This is a genomic window from Maribellus comscasis (assembly GCF_009762775.1).
Classification (GTDB): Bacteria; Bacteroidota; Bacteroidia; order Bacteroidales; family Prolixibacteraceae; genus Draconibacterium; species Draconibacterium comscasis.
In genome coordinates, this window is record NZ_CP046401.1 from 6371045 (window position 1) to 6388851 (window position 17807).

A 17807-nucleotide genomic window follows, 5' to 3' on the forward strand; every position below is an offset into this window, starting at 1 on the left:
CTGTAAAGCATAAAAAACGCCTTCATTACAGAAAGCGTTTTCTTAATTCAAATTCCAATTTATAAAATATTTCCACTTTTGTCGTGGAGTTCGTTTTATTCAAGTAGTTCGTAATCATGCATTTCTTTCATGAAGGATACAAAATCATCCTTTTTTTCTGAATCCATCCACTTCATCGCACTGCGCGGATGTTCGTTTAATGCGCCTGTAATTAAATACGGGACATGATACCCCCAGTCGATTTTTTCCTGCCACGGTTTTACATGGTTTTGAATCGCGTCGAGCAAGGGAAGCAACCTGTATTTTGGATTTTTTAAAAAAGCAATCAAAATTTCGATTGGACAATTTCCTGCGCCACGTCCCATTCCCAGCAGGGTTGCATCTAGCATTGTTGCCCCGTTCATTAGCGAAGTTATAGTGTTCGACATGGCCAGTTGCATGTTGTTGTGTGCATGAATACCGAGTTCCTTTCCCGGGAGTGCTTTTTTATATTTTAAAACCAGTTTTTCAATGCTTTCGCAGTATAAACTTCCAAAACTGTCGACCACGTAAATGGTTGGAACTTTTGATTTTGCCAAATCCGCCAGCGCTTCATCCAGGTCTGCTTCGTTTACTTTTGAAACCGCCATTAAATTAATGGTTACCTCATATCCCTTGTCCATACAATGTTCGGCCAGCCAAACAGCTTTGTCAACCTGGTGTACATAACATGCCACGCGCATCATGTCAATCACGCTTTCACTTTTTGGCGGGATATCTTCCGGATCAATCCGACCAATATCAGCCATTGCCGACAGTTTGAGCGATGTATTATTGTCGCCTACAATTCGCCGTAAATCTTTGTCGTCGCAAAATTTCCAGGGACCAACTTCATCGCGTGAAAAGGCCCGCTCACTGCTTTTATATCCAATTTCCATGTAATCTATTCCTGCCTCCACGCATGAATCGTATACTCCTCTTACAAATTCGTCGCTGAACTGCCATTTGTTCATCAGTCCGCCATCGCGAACCGTACAGTCCATTACTTTTATATCTTTTTTGTACATTTTATAATATGTTCGTGTTGAAAAATTTACTGACTAAATTATCCCTGATTTTTTCTTTTTAAGAAGCTCCAGTTCCCGCTTAATATTATTCTCTATCAGAATCTGATACATCTTTTCAAAAGTGCCGGCATCCAGTCCGTTTTCTTCTGCCCATTTCCTTCGATCGCTGATAACCTGTTTTTTTCTGTCGTGTGCAATAATACCTTCTTCATCATCCTTAAACCGAACAATCTCTTCAACATATTTATGGCGTTCACCATACAATGCGATTATTTGTTTATCGATTTTATCGATCTGATTTCTGATTTCTTCTGCCGAAATGCACTCTTTCGGATCCGTCAATTTCATATTTGCTGACTGTTAAATCTTTAGTAACTGAATTTGCAGAACGCAAATAAAATAATTATTCATTTAAATAAATAACAATTTGTAAATTTTATAGTCGCAAATGTGCGAATTTATATTGAATATGGATAGATTAGTATGAAATTACAATTGTTAATCATATGTGTATTCTGCCAAACATAATCAGAATTTGTATTGTTAATAATAAGGAAGATCGATATCTTTGCAACCTTTAAAAGAAAAAGAAAATTAGGATTTAAATGATACAAATTACTCTTCCTGATAAAAGTGTGAAGGAATTCTCCGAAGCGGTGAATGGATATGAGATTGCAAAGTCAATTTCACCACGTTTGGCAAAAGATGTTTTGTCTGTTTCAGTAAACGGGCAGGTTTGGGATTTAACTCGTGAGATAAGCGAGGATGCTAACGTAAAACTTTACACGTGGGAAGACAGGGAAGGCAAGGAAACATTCTGGCATTCATCGGCCCATTTGATGGCAGAAGCAATTGAATTTTTCTACCCGGGAACCAAATTTGGAATTGGCCCGACCGTTGACACCGGTTTTTATTACGACGTTGATTTGCCGGAAGGAAAGCAGCTTTCAGAAAAAGAGCTGCAAAAGATCGAGCAAAAAATGCTGGAACTTGCCCGCCAGAAAAATGATATTGTACGTTCCGAAATTTCAAAGGAAGATGCGCTGGAAATGTTTAAGCAGAAAGATGATGAACTTAAACTGGAGCTGATTAGTGAATTGGAAGACGGTACAATATCTTTATACAATCAGGGAAATTTTACCGATTTGTGTCGCGGGCCGCACTTGCCAAACACCAGTTATATAAAAGCGATTAAGTTGACATCGATTGCCGGTGCTTACTGGCGTGGCGATGAACACAATAAAATGCTTACCCGTGTGTATGGTGTGACCTTTCCAAAGCAAAAAATGCTTCAGGAATACCTCGAAATGGTAGAAGAAGCCAAAAAAAGAGACCACCGGAAAGTGGGAAAAGAAATGGAACTTTTTGGTTTCTCAGAAGCGGTGGGGCAGGGACTCCCACTTTGGTTACCCAAAGGAACACAGCTTCGTATGCAACTGGAGGATTTCCTTAAAAAGGTACAGAAGAAATATGATTACGACCAGGTGATGACTCCGCATATTGGCGATGTTAAATTGTACAAAACCTCGGGGCATTACGAGAAATACGGAAAAGATTCTTTTCAACCGATTTCTACTCCGGCAGAAGGAGAGGAATATTTGTTGAAACCAATGAACTGCCCGCACCATTGCGAAATATACAAATGGAAACCAAGATCATATAAAGATCTGCCTATTCGTATGGCCGAATTTGGTACAGTCTACCGGTATGAAATGAGTGGAGAGTTACACGGATTAACCCGTGTTCGTGGTTTTACTCAGGACGATGCGCATATTTTCTGTCGCCCGGATCAGTTAAAAGATGAGTTCAAAAAGGTGATCGATATTATTTTTATTATTTTCAAGGCGCTCGATTTTGAAAATTACACTGCCCAGATATCGTTGCGCGACCCGGATAACCCGGCAAAATATATTGGTTCAAAGGAAAACTGGGATAAAGCAGAACAGGCCATAATTGAAGCGTGTGAAGAAAAAGGTTTAAATACAATTACCGAGCTGGGTGAAGCTGCCTTTTATGGTCCGAAACTCGATTTTATGATTAAAGATGCGCTTGGCAGAAGTTGGCAACTGGGAACGATTCAGGTAGATTATAATCTTCCGGAACGTTTTCAACTGGAATATATTGGCGCCGATGACAACCGCCATCGCCCTGTTATGATACACAGAGCTCCCTTTGGTTCAATGGAACGTTTTGTTGCCGTGTTAATCGAACACACCGCCGGGAAGTTCCCGCTATGGCTGACACCCGAGCAGGCTGTCGTTTTGCCAATTAGCGAAAAGTATAATGATTATGCGAAAAAAGTTTCAAATTTTCTAAATATTTCCGATATTCGCACCGTCGTTGACGACCGTAATGAAAAGATTGGTAGGAAGATACGCGACAACGAATTGAAAAGGATACCTTATCTTCTTATTGTGGGTGAAAAAGAGGCAGAAACAGAAACCGTTTCTGTGCGTCGCCAGGGAGAAGGAGATAAAGGTACAATGAAAAACAGCGAATTCGCTGATTTTATAGTAAAAGAAGTAAGAGATCAATTATCAGGATTGTATAACTAATAATAGGAGGAATTTAAAATAGCTATTAAAAGAAGAGGTCCAAGAAGGAGTTACCAGCCACGAAGAGAACAGGAACCGGAACACCGTATTAACCACAAAATCAGGGTGCCTCAAGTAAGGCTGGTAGGGGATAACATTGAAAATCCAGGAATTTATCCTTTGCGAGAGGCATTACGTATTGCAGACGAAATGGAGCTGGATTTAGTGGAAATCTCACCTAAAGCCGATCCTCCCGTCTGTAAAATAATTGATTATTCAAAGTTTCTTTATCAGCAAAAGAAGAAACAGAAGGAGATGAAAGCCAAAGCGGTAAAAGTGGTCGTAAAAGAAATTCGTTTCGGACCACAAACCGATGAGCATGATTTTAATTTTAAGTTGAAACATGCCGAGAAATTCCTGAAAGACGGAGCAAAAGTGAAAGCTTTTGTGTTTTTCAAAGGAAGATCGATTCTGTTTAAAGAGCAGGGAGAAATTCTGCTGCTGAAACTGGCTACAGCATTGGAAGAACTGGGGACAGTTGAGCAAATGCCAAAGCTGGAGGGGAAACGAATGACAATGTATATTTCACCAAAAAAGAAATAATATAGTTCTTTGAAAAAATTAAATTCGTAGGATTATGCCAAAAATGAAAACGAATTCCGGAGCTAAAAAACGTTTTAGACTAACCGGAAGTGGAAAAATTAAAAGGAAACATGCCTACAAAAGCCACATTTTGACTAAAAAAAGTACAAAACGTAAACGTAACCTGACTTATTGGACTACCATTGACAAGACCAATGAGAGTAACGTTAAGCTTTTGTTGAACATGAAATAATCCGTCAACCGGCGGATAAGATCCTTTTAAAAGAGAAGGTAAACAAAGTAATTAACCAGATGATTGAGCTTTAAAGTATCTTCGTAAGTTGCGGAGGACGCCGATTATCAAAAAAAAGTAAAAGTATGCCAAGAAGTGTAAATCATGTAGCATCACGGGCCCGGAGAAAGAAATTATTGAAAAAAACAAAAGGTTATTTCGGCTCCCGTAAAAATGTCTGGACGGTTGCCAAGAATACTTGGGAAAAAGGCCAGCAGTTTGCTTACCGTGACAGGAAAGCGAAAAAAAGAACATTCCGTGCATTGTGGATTCAGCGAATTAACGCTGCCGCGCGCCTTGAAGGAATGTCGTATTCACAATTCATGGGATTGTTAAAAAAGAATGATATTGAAATAAACAGGAAAGTTCTGGCTGATTTGGCCATGAACCAACCTGAAGCATTCAAAGCAATCGTTGAAAAGGTAAAATAATAAAGGAAGCTATATTATTTAAGGTGAAATATTAGAGCAACCCGGTTCGTTAACCAACGAATTCGGGTTTTTGCTTTTATAGTGTATTTAAAAGTTTTAAAAACCTGAAAAAGAGACCAACCTGTTATGCCAAAGTATTTTTTTGTGTTTATCGCTGTTTTTCTTTCGGTTTCTTCTTTTTCACAGGAGGAAAGAAAAACACAATTGTGGAATTATAATAAAGTCTCCGTTTATCTAAGTCCGAAAACTTCTCTCGAGGTGGTCGAAAAAATTCATTATACAACACAAACCAATAGCGTGGATGTGAAATTTGGAGATTTATGGTTGACTCGTAAATGCAATAACTGGTTTGAATATGCCGGTGGTTTTCGTATGAATTACGTCCGAAAGAACAATAGCTGGCTAGAGGAAAGACGTACCATGCTTTTGACCGAGCTTTCAAAAGATATAAAAAAATTTGATTTTAGTTTATCTGGCAGATTTGAGTATCGATGGTTTAAAGAAGCCAACGAACATTTTCGATTCCGGCAAAAACTAAATATTAATTTTCCTCCTGTTTCCAAATGGGGGCTGAATTTTTTTACATCTGAAGAGTCTTTTATAAAGATGAACAGTGAAAAAACACATTTAGCTCGTGTATATGCCGGAATAAATACAATAAACAAGGGGCATTTTGAAATGAAGATTTATTATTCACTGGAAAAAATAAAATCTTTCGATTACTGGAATACTACCGATATTATTGGGATGAATATGAATATCAGGCTGTAAGGCAGTCGTTCTTCCAGAAAAAAATCATTAAAATATTAAACTATTGGTCTTTTTATTGGTCTCATTACTGTTTAAAATTATAATAACATAAATAATTGAGCCAATGAAAAAGTTAGGATTTTTATTTGTTGCCATTGTTTTTGGGACTACTCTGTGCATCGCACAGCCGCAAGGGCCCAGAAATATGAATCCTGAAGACATGGCAAAACGTCAAACCGAACAGATAAAAGAAGCTGTTGGTTTGAATAGTGACCAGGAAAAGAAAGTATATGACCTGAATCTTGAAACGAGTAAAAAAATGCAGGCGATGTTCCAGGAGAATCAGGGAGGGGACAGATCGGCAATGCGTGAAAAAATGACCGCAGTGAGGGAAGAGCAAAACAAAAAGATGAAAGCCATCCTTACCGGCGAACAGTGGAGCAAATATGAAAAATATCTTGAAGAAAGAAGGTCAAGATTTGGTGGTGGCGGCGGTGGCCGTTAGGATTTAATAATCTCTTTAAAGTTATTGGGTTTGCACAAATGTGTAAGCCCTTTTTATTGAAATGAAGTTTTTAAGGCGACCATTTTTATCGCAGTGATTGCAGCTTCATCGCCTTTGTTCCCGTGTTTTCCTCCTGCACGGTCAAGTGCCTGTTGTTGATTTTCGGTGGTCAGAACACCAAAAACAAATGGTTTGTTATATTTTAGGTTGAGGTCAATTGTGCCTTGCGTAACCCCCTGGCAAATAAAATCGAAATGTCTCGTTTCGCCTTGGATAACACATCCCAGAATAATAACAGCATCAACATTTTCCATCTCTGCAAAATATTGCGCTCCCAACGGAAGTTCAAAACTTCCGGGGACATATTTGACTAAAATATTTTCATCAGTCGCCCCGTGTTTTTTTAGTGTATTTATGGCACCTTCAGCAAGCGCAAAAGTTATTTCCTGGTTCCATTCAGCAACAACAATTCCAAATCGTATATTTTGTGCCGAAGGAACTGAATTAGCATCGTATTGAGAAAGATCTTTTGTAGCCATAATATAAAATAAAAAACCCCTCTTTTCTGAGGGGTTATCCTTAAAAAGAGTTTAGCTTAATTTAATTTTGACCCTCGCGATATATCTGTCAACGTTAGTGCCTTCCGTTGATTCCGGATATTTTTCTTTAATATTTTCGTACATTGAAAGTGCATCTTCCAGCTCATCCATCGACTCCAGTAATTTAGCAGCTTTCATCATGTATACCGGGGTTGTCAGCTCATTATCGGAAAGAGAGATGGCTTTTTTATACTGTTTCAACGCATTATCCAATTCGCCGAGTTCAAGATACGCGTCTCCTTTTGCACCTTCTGAAACCGGCTCAAGCAACATGTCTTTTGTTTTGAAATCGCTCAGGAAATCCAGCGCGTCTTCGTACTGTCCCAAATGCAAATATGCAATTCCGGTATAGTAACTGGCTCGATTGGCCGCTTTTGTCATTCCATAATCATCTATAATATCCAAAAATCCCAAATAGTTTCCGTCGCCATTAATTGCCAGATTAAATGAATCTTTTTCAAAATAGTCGATGGCCATAAACATTTGCGATCTGGCTTCATCTTCTTTTGGCTGCATATAAAATTTGTTAAACCCCAAATAACCCCCTACAACTAAAATTATAGCTCCAATTACATAGGTTATTATTTTCTGATTATCCTCAATAAATTGCTCCGTTCTGGTTAAAGCGCTTTCAAGTTCTTGTAAATTATCAACTTGCGGAGTTTTCTTCTTTGCCATTTTTTTCGTTTTCAAAATTGTGTGGCAAAAATAGTTTTTTTTTCACAACTCATTAAATTATGCCACTATTATTTTGAATATTAATCAACATAAACTTGTTTGTAATACATTTTTTTCGGAGAATGACTTCATCCGTTCATTTTGATTAGTTTTGTAAAACAGATAAAATTATTCTCTATGTATATTGAGGAAGTTTCAATTGTAAATTTTAAAAATATAAAAGAAAACAAAGTACGGTTTTCTCCCAGATTGAATTGTTTTATTGGAAACAACGGGGCGGGAAAAACCAATATGCTCGATGCTGTATATTATCTTTCTTTTTGTAAAAGTTTTTTTAATTCAATTGACAGCCTGAATATTAACCACGCAGAAAACTATTTTATGCTGCAGGGGAATTATATTCGCCGCGATTCAAACGAAATTATTTCATGCGGCCTCCAAAAAGGCCAGAAAAAACAATTTAAGCGAAATTCAAAAGTTTATAAAAAACTGGCTGAACATATTGGCTTGTTGCCTTTGGTAATGATAACACCTTCGGATGTAAATTTGATATTGGGAGGAAGTGACGAGCGCCGAAAATTTATGGATGGCGTAATTTCGCAATACAACCAAAATTACCTCGATGATCTTCTAAAGTATAACAGGGCGTTGCAACAGAGGAACAATCTGCTAAAACAATTTGTGTCGGATAAGTATTTTGATGCTGAATTATTGGGAATATGGGACAGCCAACTGGTTGAATACGGAACTCGTATTCATGAAGAACGGAAAAAATTTGTGGAAAAGCTTATTCCTGTTTTCCAGGAATATTACACTTTTATTTCGCAGGGAAATGAAGAGGTAGGACTTATACATCAGTCGGACTTTTACGACAATAATTTTGAAGAATTATTACGAGAATCGACTCCCAAAGACCGGATGGTTCAACACACAACAGTTGGGATACATAAAGATGACCTGGAATTAAAAATTGGCGATTATCCGATTAAAAAGCTTGGTTCACAGGGGCAAAACAAAACATATCTGGTAGCATTAAAACTGGCTCAGTTTAATTTTATCAAACAAATTTCAGAACTGAATCCCATTTTATTGCTTGATGATATTTTTGATAAACTGGATCAAAATCGCGTGGAGCAAATTGTTAAAGTTGTCACAGGAGATCAATTTGGCCAGATTTTTATAACCGACACCAATCGTGAGCATCTGGATGGTATTATCCGGAAAATGGAAACAGATTTTCGTATTTTTTATGTGGAATCGGGAACTGTAAAAGATTTAAAATGAGGAGAAACAATACACAATCTTTAAGTGAGGTTTTACAGGAGTACATTCGCGAAATGAAAATGGAGCGTAAACTTAAAGAAGTTGATGCCTTACACTACTGGGAAGAATTACTTGGGAAAACGATATCAAATTACACAACCAATATTTATATAGCCCGAAAAGTGTTGTATGTAAAAATCAGCTCCTCTGTGGTAAAAAACGAACTTTTAATGATGCGTGAGGAAATCCGGCGGAAGATGAATGAAAAGGCGGGAGAGGAGATCGTCCAGAAAATAGTATTTCGATAAAAGAGGTTGCCCGTAAAAAAGCAACCTGCTTTCAAATTTTTTAGAATAGAACGTCAATATCTTTCAGTTTTCGAAAAGAAAAAGTCGGATTCAATTGCTGCATTTTCATCGCTGTCGGACCCGTGTACTGCGTTTTGTTGCAAACTCGTTGCATACAATTTTCGGATGGTACCTTCTTCTGCATTTTCGGGATTGGTAGCACCAATTAATGCGCGGTAATCTTCAACCGCATTTTCTTTTTCAAGAACGGCTGCAATTATTGGTCCTGAACTCATAAATTCAACCAACGACTCGTAAAACGGCTTTCCTTTGTGTACAGCATAAAATGCACCTGCCTGTGATGGAGTTAATTGGGTTAATTTCATTGCTTTTATCACAAACCCCGCTTCGTTAATCATTTTTAAAATCGGGCCTGCATAATTGTTTTTGAAAGCCGTTGGCTTAATCATTGTGAAGGTCAGTTTTCCTGCCATTTTCTACATTTTTAAAATTTGTAAATAATGCACAATATTATAAAAATTGAAATAATTAAGCTTAACACCAACAACAGAATTCTTATATTTGTCGATTCAAATTTAAATGGTTTTGGAAAACACTGGAAATGAGATTTTTAATTTTGTGAGCGAATTTCTTGCCGGCAATGCAAAGAATATAGTAATTGTTCCTCACGAAAATCCCGATGGAGATGCCGTTGGATCGTCCATTGGATTGGCCGAAATTTTAAAAAACAGCGGTCAGAATGTTTGTATTATTTCACCCAACGATTATCCCGACTTTTTAAAATGGTTTTCCTCCGAAATTGAAATACTTGTTTTTGAAAGAGAAAAGAAAAGGGCTAAAGAGTATCTCGAAAAAGCTGACTTATTAATTTGTGTTGATTTTAATGATGCTAAACGTGCAGCAAAAATGGAGAAAGAGATTCTGGGTTTTTCTAATCTGAAACTTTTGATTGACCATCATCCGTATCCGGTAAATTTTTGCGATTACACTGTTTCAGAACCCAAATACAGTTCAACTGCTGAGCTGATTTTCGATTTTGTTGGTAAAATCGGATTTGAAAAATATTTGAATCATAATTCTGCAGAAGCGCTTTATACCGGTATTCTTACCGATACGGGTTCATTTAGCCATAATACTGCACGCCCCAACATGTTCAGGGTAGTTTCAGAGCTTATGAAGTTCGGAATAAATACCGACAAAATCCAGTCAAATATATATCACAATTTTTCTTCTGACCGGATGAAGCTTCTCGGATATTGTTTAAACGAGAAGATGGAGGTTTTTCCTGAATTTCGTTCGGCTGTTATTTCGATAACAAAAGCAGAGTTGGAAGAATTCAATTTTAAACCTGGAGATACCGAAGGATTTGTAAATTATCCACTGTCTATCAACAATGTTGTTTTCAGCGCCCTGTTTATTGAAAAAGAGGGATTCGTAAAAGCTTCTTTTCGTTCAAAGGGAAGTTTCCCGGCCAACGAGTTTTCCGGTAGCCATTTTAATGGCGGAGGGCATTTAAATGCAGCTGGTGGTGAGAGCAAGGAAGATTTTGATAAAACAATCGAGTTGTTCAAGCAACTTTTATCAAAGTATAAACATCAATTACTTGAAACAAAAATTTAAAAAAAAGAAAATGAAAATTAAAAAGTTGATAAATGTCGGGATTGGTGTTCTTCTTTCTGTAATTTATACATCATGTATCGGTGTTGATGAAAATGAACAATCATATGCTGATGAGATGAGTAAGCTAAATCAATATATTACAGGTTTGGAATCAGAGGGATATGATGTGGACACAACAGCTTTGGGGGTTTATTATATAACCCTGGAAGAAGGAGACGGTGAATTTCCGGTATTTGGGGATACGCTTACTGTTACTTATTCTGGTTATTTAATAGACGGTACCTGGTTTGATACATCTGAATACAGTGAGACAGATACAACCTGGACTTTTGAACTTGGAGATGAAGGAATAATTAGCGGCTGGAATGACGGTATGAAAGTTATTGACAAAGGAGGTAAAGCGCAGTTGATGGTTCCTTCAAATTTGGCTTATGGAGAGACAGGATACAGTAGTATTCCGCCAAATAATTCTCTTATATTTGTGGTCAAAATGGTTGATATAAAACAGCAGTAATATTTATAATGAAACAAGTAAGAGATAAAATGAAGATTTTTCGTATTTCCGGTTTGTTATCGGTCGTAATTTTGATAGTTCTTTCTTCATGTAACGACGATAATAATGGCTATGAAAGAATGAGAAAGAAAGAACTGGAAATTTTAGATGCGTATATTACAGAACACGACTACACGGATTTTCGAAAACCATCTGGTTTGTATTACATTGAAACAGAGGTTGGAACAGGTGATTCGATACAGGTAGGTGATCAGGTTCAGATTTTTTATTCCACCTGGGCATTGATAGCCAGTGATTCGATCACATTGATTGATGAAAGTCAAGGTTATTCGCTTGGGCAAAGGTATGAACCTTACGAGTTTATTGTAGGAGAGGGGAGTGCTATTTCGGGCCTGGAAGAAGCAGCGACTTATATGCAAAAAGGCACAAAAGCAAGCTTGGTGATGCCTTCGGAAATAGCCTACGGACAAAGTGGAACCTATGGCGTTTCCGGTTTTACCACTTTATTAATGGAGGTTGAAGTTTATAAAATTTTCCGCGCCGAAGTGCCTGGAGAGTCTGAAGAATAGTTGAATGCCGGATAATGGGTAGAGCAGAACTCCTGAAAAAGCTGCTTCCGGGTTTTATTCCTCTTTTTGTTTTTATTGCAGCTGATGAAATTTGGGGAACAAAAATTGGCTTGTTTGTAGCCGTGGGAACAGGAGTCGCTGAAATGACGTGGGTAGGGCTCAGAGAAAAGCGGTTTGATAAGTTTATCCTTTTTGACACCATTCTTTTGATCGCCCTTGGAGCGGTCTCCATTCTACTCAATAACGATATCTTTTTTAAGCTAAAGCCAGGATTAATCGAATTGGTATTGGTTGCCGTGCTTGCTGTTTCAGCTTTTTCATCGGTCAACATTGTCGGATTGATGAGCCAGCGATATCTGAAAGGCACCTCTTTTAATGAAGCGCAGGCTACCCAAATGCGAAAAACGCTGAAATCGCTATTTTATATTTTCCTCGGGCATACGGTTTTGGTTTTTTATGCTACTTTTTTTATGAGCAAAGAAGCCTGGGCTTTTATAAGTGGCGGATTGTTTTATATTCTTTTTGGAGTTTATTTTCTGTATGAATTTTTAAAACAAAAACGACAACAAAAACAATTGACCACTGAAGAGTGGGTTCCTCTGGTTGATGAAGAAGGAAAAGTAGTGGGACAGGCTCCGCGAAGCCATGTGCATAATGGAAGTAAACTTTTGCATCCGGTAGTGCATATGCACGTAATTAACCGGAACAAGGCAATCCTTCTGCAGAAGCGACCACCTGATAAACTGATTCAGCCGGATAAATGGGATACGGCAGTTGGAGGCCATATTTCGGCCGGCGAAAATTTAGAACAGGCACTTAAAAAAGAAGCTTTTGAAGAAATTGGTTTGGAAAAGTTTTCAGCCAAACTGCAAAAGGTGTACAAATGGGAATCAAAAGAGGAAGTTGAGCTGGTTTATTTTTTTACCACTTTTGATTCTAAAAATTTCAACGTACATTCCGAAGAAGTGGTTGAAGCCCGTTTCTGGACTGTAAAACAGATCGAAAAACAGATAGGAACAGGAACTTTTACTCCAAATTTTGAATATGAATTTGAGTTGTTAAAAAAAATAAAACTGCTGTAATTTATTCAACTCCTATCCCTTTCATCAAAGAATTCCAGTCCCAATAATCTTTGTTTTTAATGATTTTTGCATTCTCAATTTGCATAATGGATATACCTTTTAAACTCATTGTTTTGTTAGTAGCCGGAATTGACATTTGTGGCCAGCCAACTGAGTTTGTACCTTTCCAAACCCATTCAACAACAGCCTGATTTTCATTTGCAACAATCGATACAATTTCAAATTTTGAGTCTGGCATTCCTTCAACTGTCGCAACAATATAGTTTTTAATCGCAGTTTTTCCCTGGTAAAATCTGCCGGAACATATTTCCTCATAGCTTGCATTTTCAGAGAACAGCGACTCGAACTGGTTATAATTTTGATGATTTAATGTTGCAATAAATGATTCGGCGATTTTGGAATTCAGAACAGTCTTCTGATTTTGGGCACTACTGACATTTACAAAAAATATACTGCAGCAGAAAAGAGTAAACAGCTTTATATGTGTCTTCATAAAATTTGATTATTGATTTACAGTAATTTACAAAATAAATGGGTAAAAATCAATATCTTACAATATTGGACTTACCCCAAAATTCACATGATGATTTGACGTTGCTCTTTATTGATAAGGCTTGTAGGTTTTAGTTGAAGTGAAATTGGTTTCTTTTTACAAAAAAATGGGGATACTTTTTATTGCATTTAGATAAAAGTACCCTCCTGTATATATTTGTAATACCGCTCACAAATTCAGGAGGATACGATATGAACTTTAGCCATTTAGCCAGTAATCTCAGGAACAAAATAGCAAAATTTTCGGGGATACTTTCAATTCAACTGGATAAAACTGCAGGGCGTTTTATAAAAGAAGCAGTATACGGTATTTTAGCTTCGCAGTCAGTTATGTTAACAGAAATTGGGCGGCAACTGGAAAGCAAGGTAAGGTTAAAGAAAATCGAAGAGCGTTTTAGCCGTCAATTAAATAAAGCTCAAATATGGCAAAATGTACATCAACAAATACTTTCTTTAGCAAAAAGCAGGATAAATAAGGATACTTTATTGATCCTTGACCTTGGCGATATCCATAAACCTTATGCAGAGAAGATGGAATACCTGGCAAAGGTTAGGGATGGGAGCAGCCTTGAGGGCAATATAGTTGATGGGTACTGGACAAACCAGGTTATTGCAGCAGAGCCTGGCAGCAATGAACTAACACCACTATATTCAGCATTGTATTCACAAGAATCCCCTGATTTTAGAAGCGAGAACGAAGAAATCAAGGGGGCCATTGATTTTGTAAGCAAACAAACGGGCAACCAAGGGGTATGGGTCATTGACCGTGGGGGCGACAGGGATAAAATATATGAGCCCTTGATTGAAAAAAACAGGCAATTTATTATCCGCCTGGTAGGTACGCGTGATTTGATTTGCCGGGGTAAGCCTATCAGAGCATTATGGTTGGCGCATGCCCATGCCCCTATAAAGAAACTATTGTACGGGTAAAAAACGGGGAAGAATTTATTTACCATGTAAGCTATGGGGCAACTTCTGTAAAACTCCCATGGTCCAATAAGCCCTTAACGCTGGTTGTAGTGAAAGGTTATGGCAAGAAGCCAATGATGATATTGACTTCTCTGCAAGTAAAAAGAAATAAAGGGGGTATAAAACACATAATCCAATCCTATATCAAACGTTGGAGTATTGAAGAAACTATCCGCTTTATAAAACAAACATACGATTTAGAAAATATCAGGGTACTAAAATACAGACGGTTGCAAAATATGATGGCTTTATTGCTTGCTGTTTTCTATTTTATTGCTGTAATTCTTGACCAATCAAATAAACTTACTATTATGGCAGGGCATATATTAAAAAGCGCCAAAAGGGTTTTTGGGATACCAGATTTTAAATACTATGCATTGGGAGATGGGATAAGTAATATTTTTAAACGTTGTCCAGGCAAATTATCTGATTTTTATCGTAATAAAGCTGATCCGCAACTTAATTTTATTTTCTGATAAAAAATGGGGTAAGTCCAATTATGCACTAATAATGAGAACTTACATTCTTGACCAGAAATAGGAATAGTCAATTTTTCATTTGATAGCTCGTTCTGTATTATAAATATCATTTGAATGGAAAATTGACTATTCCTATTTAAATACTAATCTTCTGTACAGGTAATGATTAAAGACCCCTTTTTGAATAGATAAAGCATTAATTCACGGTGTTGTTTATCAGTCCCCAGAAAGTCCAAAAACTCATTTACAACGCTCTCTGGTAGGTTTTGGAGTAAGGTATTTTTATCAATCCTGTATCTTTTTAGCTGTTTATCCTCTATAATACAGGATTTTAGAACTTCAAAGCATTCTTCATCTGGTTCTTTATGAATTAAGGTAATTTTTGAATGTGAGCTAATCATAGTTTAGGATTGTAATTAATCTTTAAATTTTTGAACCAAAGTTAAAGTATCAATTGTTATTTGTTTTTTTTTGCATTCTATTTTACCTGATAAAACATATCACCATTTTCATCATGGTAATAATAAAATATATTTCCTTTTTTAGTGTCATTTAAATAAACAGATGGCTCGTAATCATTAGTTGGTTGCTGAATCGATATTCCGATGATACCCTGCCAATGATTCCGGCGATACCCTGCCAGTCAATTTTCGGTTTCAACGGCTAAGAGATGGGAGATTGAGATATTGTTATAAGTTCAGAAAAAATAATCTTTTATATGTATCCCGTCTACCAAGTAGGTCTTGAAAAATCTTTTATGATAATATACTTTTGCTTATTGTAGGGTAGTTTGTTTCCTAAGGTTTTTCCAATTCTGGGGCAGTAGTTCATTTAGCTTGTTGGCTTTATGAGTCGATATCCTTTCCAATACATCTCTTAGCCACTCAAAGGGGTTGACATCATTCTTTTTGCAAGTACCAAAAAACGAGTAAAACATGGCTGCCCGTTGAGCCCCCTCATGTGACCCGGCGAACAGATAGTTTTTTCGGCCGAGCGCATTGGGCCTTATCGCATTTTCTACCAGGTTATTGTCTATTTCCAGGTGCCCGTCATAAAGGTAAGCCAGCAGATTGTCCCACCGGGGGATAGTATATTGTAACGCTTCACCCATAGGGCTTTTGGGCAGGGTGTGATTAAATTTCTCTGCCATCCATTGATCGTATTGGCCGGTATCCGGACATTTTCCCTTGCGAACCTTTGTACCTGGCGATAAACCGGAAGGTGGTCAACATATTTGTCGACCATTACCTGTGCCAGTAAGCCCGGGCCTGCAATACCTTTTTCAATAGGGAAGTCTGGCAGTGGGGCAATGACGCCTGTATGTGTTAATGTTTCTGATGTATTTGGGCCGGATAAATCTTTTGATAAAAAATTTTGCCGGAACAAGTTCCAGTTGGTCGGTAACTTCCCTGCCAATGCACTTCATTCCGGTGGTATCTTCTTCCGGTTCAAGGACGATTTCTTCCACTGGCAAGTGGTCGGGTAAGGGTATACGTCCAGGATGGTTTTTTCGGCCCTTCTTCTCACGGGTATATGTTATTGTTTTGGTAACGTTTCCTTTTCCGGACATTTTTAATGCTCAATCCATCGATAATCATCACCAGTTTGGCATAATCCAGGACAATACTTCCGCCCGAAAAATTGTACCGGGGAAGTTCAAAAGTCCCTTTTCCCAGGCGCTTGTAATATAAAATAAAGCCGGCCCCCTGCCAGTGGAGCAGTTTTACCTTATCGCGGCGTTTATTGATAAAGATAAACACATCGCCGTTACAGGGATTCCGGCCAAGAATATTTTGTACCAGGCCACTCAGACCATCGAAACTTTTACGCATGTCGGTGGGCTGGCTGTACAAATGAAACTGATTTTCGGATGACAGGGCAAACATGCGCTAAAGGTTTATCAGGCTTTTCAACTGTCCGATATCAATCCCAGCCGGAAAACTCAGTTGAACCCCATTGGGAAAAGATAGCTCTGTCCGGCCATAACTTTCTTTTCCGGCCGCTGTCGTTCTGTCACTGGAAACTTCTACAGGGATAAATGCATCAGGAGTTTCTTTGTTCTGCTCAACCGAAAGTCTGTTTTCTTTCTTGTATTTTTTATACCAGTAGCTAAATGTTTTTACCGAGAGCTTTTCACGGGAACAAAACTTAATCTGAGATAACCCACTTTCCTGCCATAACTCTATGGCCAGGTACATCTCCTCTTTACTATACTTCTGATTCTTTCGCATGGCGCGAATTTAAAATCCGGCAGGAGATCTAACAAGACGAGGTTGGTAGAAGGGATACGTATAGTCACCTAAATATAGGTGTAGAATTTTGAAAGGAGAAATAAAGAATGAAGTTGGAAATTGTTTACGGATGCTTTCAGGTCAGAAAGCTTATGCTTTTGAAGAACTCAATGTGCGGTTTGACAATGTTCACCTATTGTATTGATAATGGTTCCTCCCAAAGTTTCCATATCTGATTTGATGGATATTTTGAAGGGCCGGACAGCTATTCAGGTAATTAACAAGTTTAAGGACCTGAAACAAAAACAATATTGGGGCAGTCATTTGTGATTCAAAGTCTACTGTGTTGATAAGGTTGGTTTGGATGCAGAAATGATAAAAAGATACGTGAAATTTCAAGGAGATAAAGATAAAAGAGAAGGCCAGTAGTAGTAATATTTGCGGAGACAACAAACTTTTACCTTCTTTGAGGGGTAAAGGTATTATATTCTCTTTTAGGAATTTTCCCCAAGCTTCAATGTGGCTGATATAACATTCTCTTTTATTACCTTATCCAATTTTAGTAAAGCCAGGCTACATCATTCCCTGTGAACGAGGCCATTTTACAAATGCGTTTTATTCCACAAAAAGAGGACATGGCAATTGAAATCAAAATCTGGTTCTCTCCAAACTTTGTCCTACTATGCCACTCGGCTGGGAATAAGGTACTAATTGGTTTTATATTGCTGTTTTTGTTTATGCTGTATTAAGGCCTGAATACTTTGTGATATTATTGCCTGAAGATGAATACTTCACAACTTTTG

Annotated in this window: 25 protein-coding genes and 1 pseudogene; 15 read left to right on the forward strand and 11 right to left on the reverse strand. The window is 37.7% G+C overall.

Annotation, left to right across the window (positions count from 1 at the left end; translation table 11 throughout):
• Positions 1-95: 95 nt before the first annotated feature.
• Positions 96-1046, reverse strand: a complete 951-nt coding sequence (locus GM418_RS25675; protein ID WP_158870281.1) for an aldolase catalytic domain-containing protein — start codon at positions 1044-1046, stop codon at positions 96-98.
• Positions 1047-1079: 33 nt separating this feature from the next.
• The gene (locus GM418_RS25680) at positions 1080-1394 is read right to left on the reverse strand and encodes a chorismate mutase (protein WP_158870283.1); all 315 of its coding nucleotides are present in this window, start codon (positions 1392-1394) and stop codon (positions 1080-1082) included.
• Positions 1395-1651: 257 nt separating this feature from the next.
• Between GM418_RS25680 and thrS the strand changes: the two genes are divergently transcribed.
• The 6 genes from thrS to GM418_RS25710 all read left to right on the forward strand — a co-directional run bounded on the left by thrS (position 1652) and on the right by GM418_RS25710 (position 6140).
• Positions 1652-3601: a threonine--tRNA ligase gene (gene thrS / locus GM418_RS25685; protein ID WP_158870285.1), complete on the forward strand. Its 1950-nt coding sequence runs from the start codon at positions 1652-1654 to the stop codon at positions 3599-3601.
• Positions 3602-3625: 24 nt separating this feature from the next.
• A complete protein-coding gene (gene infC, locus GM418_RS25690; protein ID WP_158872886.1) occupies positions 3626-4183 on the forward strand; it encodes a translation initiation factor IF-3 in 558 nt (185 codons plus the stop codon).
• Between the two features lie 43 nt (positions 4184-4226).
• Entirely contained in the window at positions 4227-4415 is a 189-nt protein-coding gene (gene rpmI / locus GM418_RS25695) for a 50S ribosomal protein L35 (protein ID WP_425482356.1), read from the forward strand.
• Positions 4416-4540: 125 nt separating this feature from the next.
• Entirely contained in the window at positions 4541-4885 is a 345-nt protein-coding gene (gene rplT / locus GM418_RS25700) for a 50S ribosomal protein L20 (protein ID WP_158870287.1), read from the forward strand.
• Between the two features lie 126 nt (positions 4886-5011).
• Positions 5012-5656 (forward strand): DUF2490 domain-containing protein, encoded by a 645-nt coding sequence (locus GM418_RS25705; protein WP_158870289.1) that lies wholly within the window; start codon positions 5012-5014, stop codon positions 5654-5656.
• Between the two features lie 103 nt (positions 5657-5759).
• Positions 5760-6140 carry a hypothetical protein gene (locus tag GM418_RS25710; protein ID WP_158870291.1) on the forward strand — a complete coding sequence of 127 codons (381 nt, stop codon included), beginning with the start codon at positions 5760-5762 and terminating at the stop codon, positions 6138-6140.
• 53 nt (positions 6141-6193) lie between these two features.
• On the opposite strand, the gene ribH is transcribed toward GM418_RS25710, so the two are convergent.
• Together ribH and GM418_RS25720 are read right to left on the reverse strand one after the other, a co-directional pair.
• A complete protein-coding gene (gene ribH, locus GM418_RS25715; RefSeq protein WP_158870293.1) occupies positions 6194-6679 on the reverse strand; it encodes a 6,7-dimethyl-8-ribityllumazine synthase in 486 nt (161 codons plus the stop codon).
• Positions 6680-6730: 51 nt separating this feature from the next.
• Positions 6731-7417 (reverse strand): tetratricopeptide repeat protein, encoded by a 687-nt coding sequence (locus GM418_RS25720; protein ID WP_158870295.1) that lies wholly within the window; start codon positions 7415-7417, stop codon positions 6731-6733.
• A 177-nt stretch (positions 7418-7594) separates the two neighbouring features.
• On the opposite strand from GM418_RS25720, the gene recF reads away from it, so the two are divergent.
• Together recF and GM418_RS25730 are read left to right on the forward strand one after the other, a co-directional pair.
• The gene (gene recF / locus GM418_RS25725) at positions 7595-8701 is read left to right on the forward strand and encodes a DNA replication/repair protein RecF (protein WP_158870297.1); all 1107 of its coding nucleotides are present in this window, start codon (positions 7595-7597) and stop codon (positions 8699-8701) included.
• Entirely contained in the window at positions 8698-8988 is a 291-nt protein-coding gene (locus GM418_RS25730) for a DciA family protein (protein ID WP_158870299.1), read from the forward strand. The genes recF and GM418_RS25730 overlap by 4 nt, the downstream gene beginning before the upstream one ends.
• Positions 8989-9041: 53 nt before the next feature.
• Here the strand turns inward: GM418_RS25730 and GM418_RS25735 are convergent, their stop codons facing one another.
• Positions 9042-9461: a nucleoside-diphosphate kinase gene (locus GM418_RS25735; RefSeq protein WP_158870301.1), complete on the reverse strand. Its 420-nt coding sequence runs from the start codon at positions 9459-9461 to the stop codon at positions 9042-9044.
• 112 nt (positions 9462-9573) lie between these two features.
• Here GM418_RS25735 and GM418_RS25740 point away from each other — a divergent pair, with 112 nt between their 5' ends.
• Genes GM418_RS25740 through GM418_RS25755 form a run of 4 tightly spaced genes read left to right on the forward strand, consistent with a single transcriptional unit; the run spans position 9574 to position 12773 of the window.
• Positions 9574-10608, forward strand: coding sequence for a DHH family phosphoesterase (locus GM418_RS25740; RefSeq protein WP_158870303.1), 1035 nt, complete (start codon positions 9574-9576; stop codon positions 10606-10608).
• Positions 10609-10618: 10 nt separating this feature from the next.
• The gene (locus tag GM418_RS25745) at positions 10619-11122 is read left to right on the forward strand and encodes an FKBP-type peptidyl-prolyl cis-trans isomerase (protein WP_158870305.1); all 504 of its coding nucleotides are present in this window, start codon (positions 10619-10621) and stop codon (positions 11120-11122) included.
• A gap of 8 nt (positions 11123-11130) precedes the next feature.
• On the forward strand, positions 11131-11691 hold the full coding sequence (locus GM418_RS25750; protein WP_158870307.1) for an FKBP-type peptidyl-prolyl cis-trans isomerase: 561 nt from the start codon (positions 11131-11133) through the stop codon (positions 11689-11691).
• Between the two features lie 14 nt (positions 11692-11705).
• The gene (locus GM418_RS25755; protein WP_158870309.1) at positions 11706-12773 is read left to right on the forward strand and encodes an NUDIX domain-containing protein; all 1068 of its coding nucleotides are present in this window, start codon (positions 11706-11708) and stop codon (positions 12771-12773) included.
• Between the two features lies 1 nt (position 12774).
• Here GM418_RS25755 and GM418_RS25760 read toward each other — a convergent pair whose 3' ends face one another.
• Positions 12775-13266 (reverse strand): ester cyclase, encoded by a 492-nt coding sequence (locus GM418_RS25760; RefSeq protein ID WP_158870310.1) that lies wholly within the window; start codon positions 13264-13266, stop codon positions 12775-12777.
• 251 nt (positions 13267-13517) lie between these two features.
• Between GM418_RS25760 and GM418_RS25765 the strand changes: the two genes are divergently transcribed.
• Together GM418_RS25765 and GM418_RS25770 are read left to right on the forward strand one after the other, a co-directional pair.
• Complete coding sequence (locus GM418_RS25765) at positions 13518-14255, forward strand: hypothetical protein (protein WP_158870312.1); 738 nt, start codon at positions 13518-13520, stop codon at positions 14253-14255.
• Positions 14256-14344: 89 nt separating this feature from the next.
• Complete coding sequence (locus GM418_RS25770) at positions 14345-14770, forward strand: transposase (protein ID WP_158870314.1); 426 nt, start codon at positions 14345-14347, stop codon at positions 14768-14770.
• A 778-nt stretch (positions 14771-15548) separates the two neighbouring features.
• On the opposite strand, the gene GM418_RS25775 is transcribed toward GM418_RS25770, so the two are convergent.
• The 5 genes and pseudogenes from GM418_RS25775 to tnpA form a co-directional block, all read right to left on the reverse strand.
• Complete coding sequence (locus GM418_RS25775) at positions 15549-15923, reverse strand: IS66 family transposase (RefSeq protein WP_158870316.1); 375 nt, start codon at positions 15921-15923, stop codon at positions 15549-15551.
• Positions 15924-15970: 47 nt separating this feature from the next.
• Positions 15971-16018: pseudogene (locus GM418_RS32165) on the reverse strand (hypothetical protein); the annotation flags it as partial.
• Between the two features lie 37 nt (positions 16019-16055).
• Entirely contained in the window at positions 16056-16343 is a 288-nt protein-coding gene (locus tag GM418_RS25785; protein ID WP_158870320.1) for an IS66 family transposase zinc-finger binding domain-containing protein, read from the reverse strand.
• On the reverse strand, positions 16297-16659 hold the full coding sequence (tnpB, locus tag GM418_RS25790; protein ID WP_158870322.1) for an IS66 family insertion sequence element accessory protein TnpB: 363 nt from the start codon (positions 16657-16659) through the stop codon (positions 16297-16299). Before tnpB ends, GM418_RS25785 begins: the two co-directional genes overlap by 47 nt.
• A 3-nt stretch (positions 16660-16662) precedes the next feature.
• Positions 16663-17004, reverse strand: a complete 342-nt coding sequence (gene tnpA, locus GM418_RS25795) for an IS66 family insertion sequence element accessory protein TnpA (RefSeq protein ID WP_158870324.1) — start codon at positions 17002-17004, stop codon at positions 16663-16665.
• A gap of 207 nt (positions 17005-17211) precedes the next feature.
• On the opposite strand from tnpA, the gene GM418_RS32170 reads away from it, so the two are divergent.
• Positions 17212-17334, forward strand: a complete 123-nt coding sequence (locus GM418_RS32170) for a transposase (protein ID WP_425482357.1) — start codon at positions 17212-17214, stop codon at positions 17332-17334.
• Positions 17335-17807: the final 473 nt, after the last annotated feature.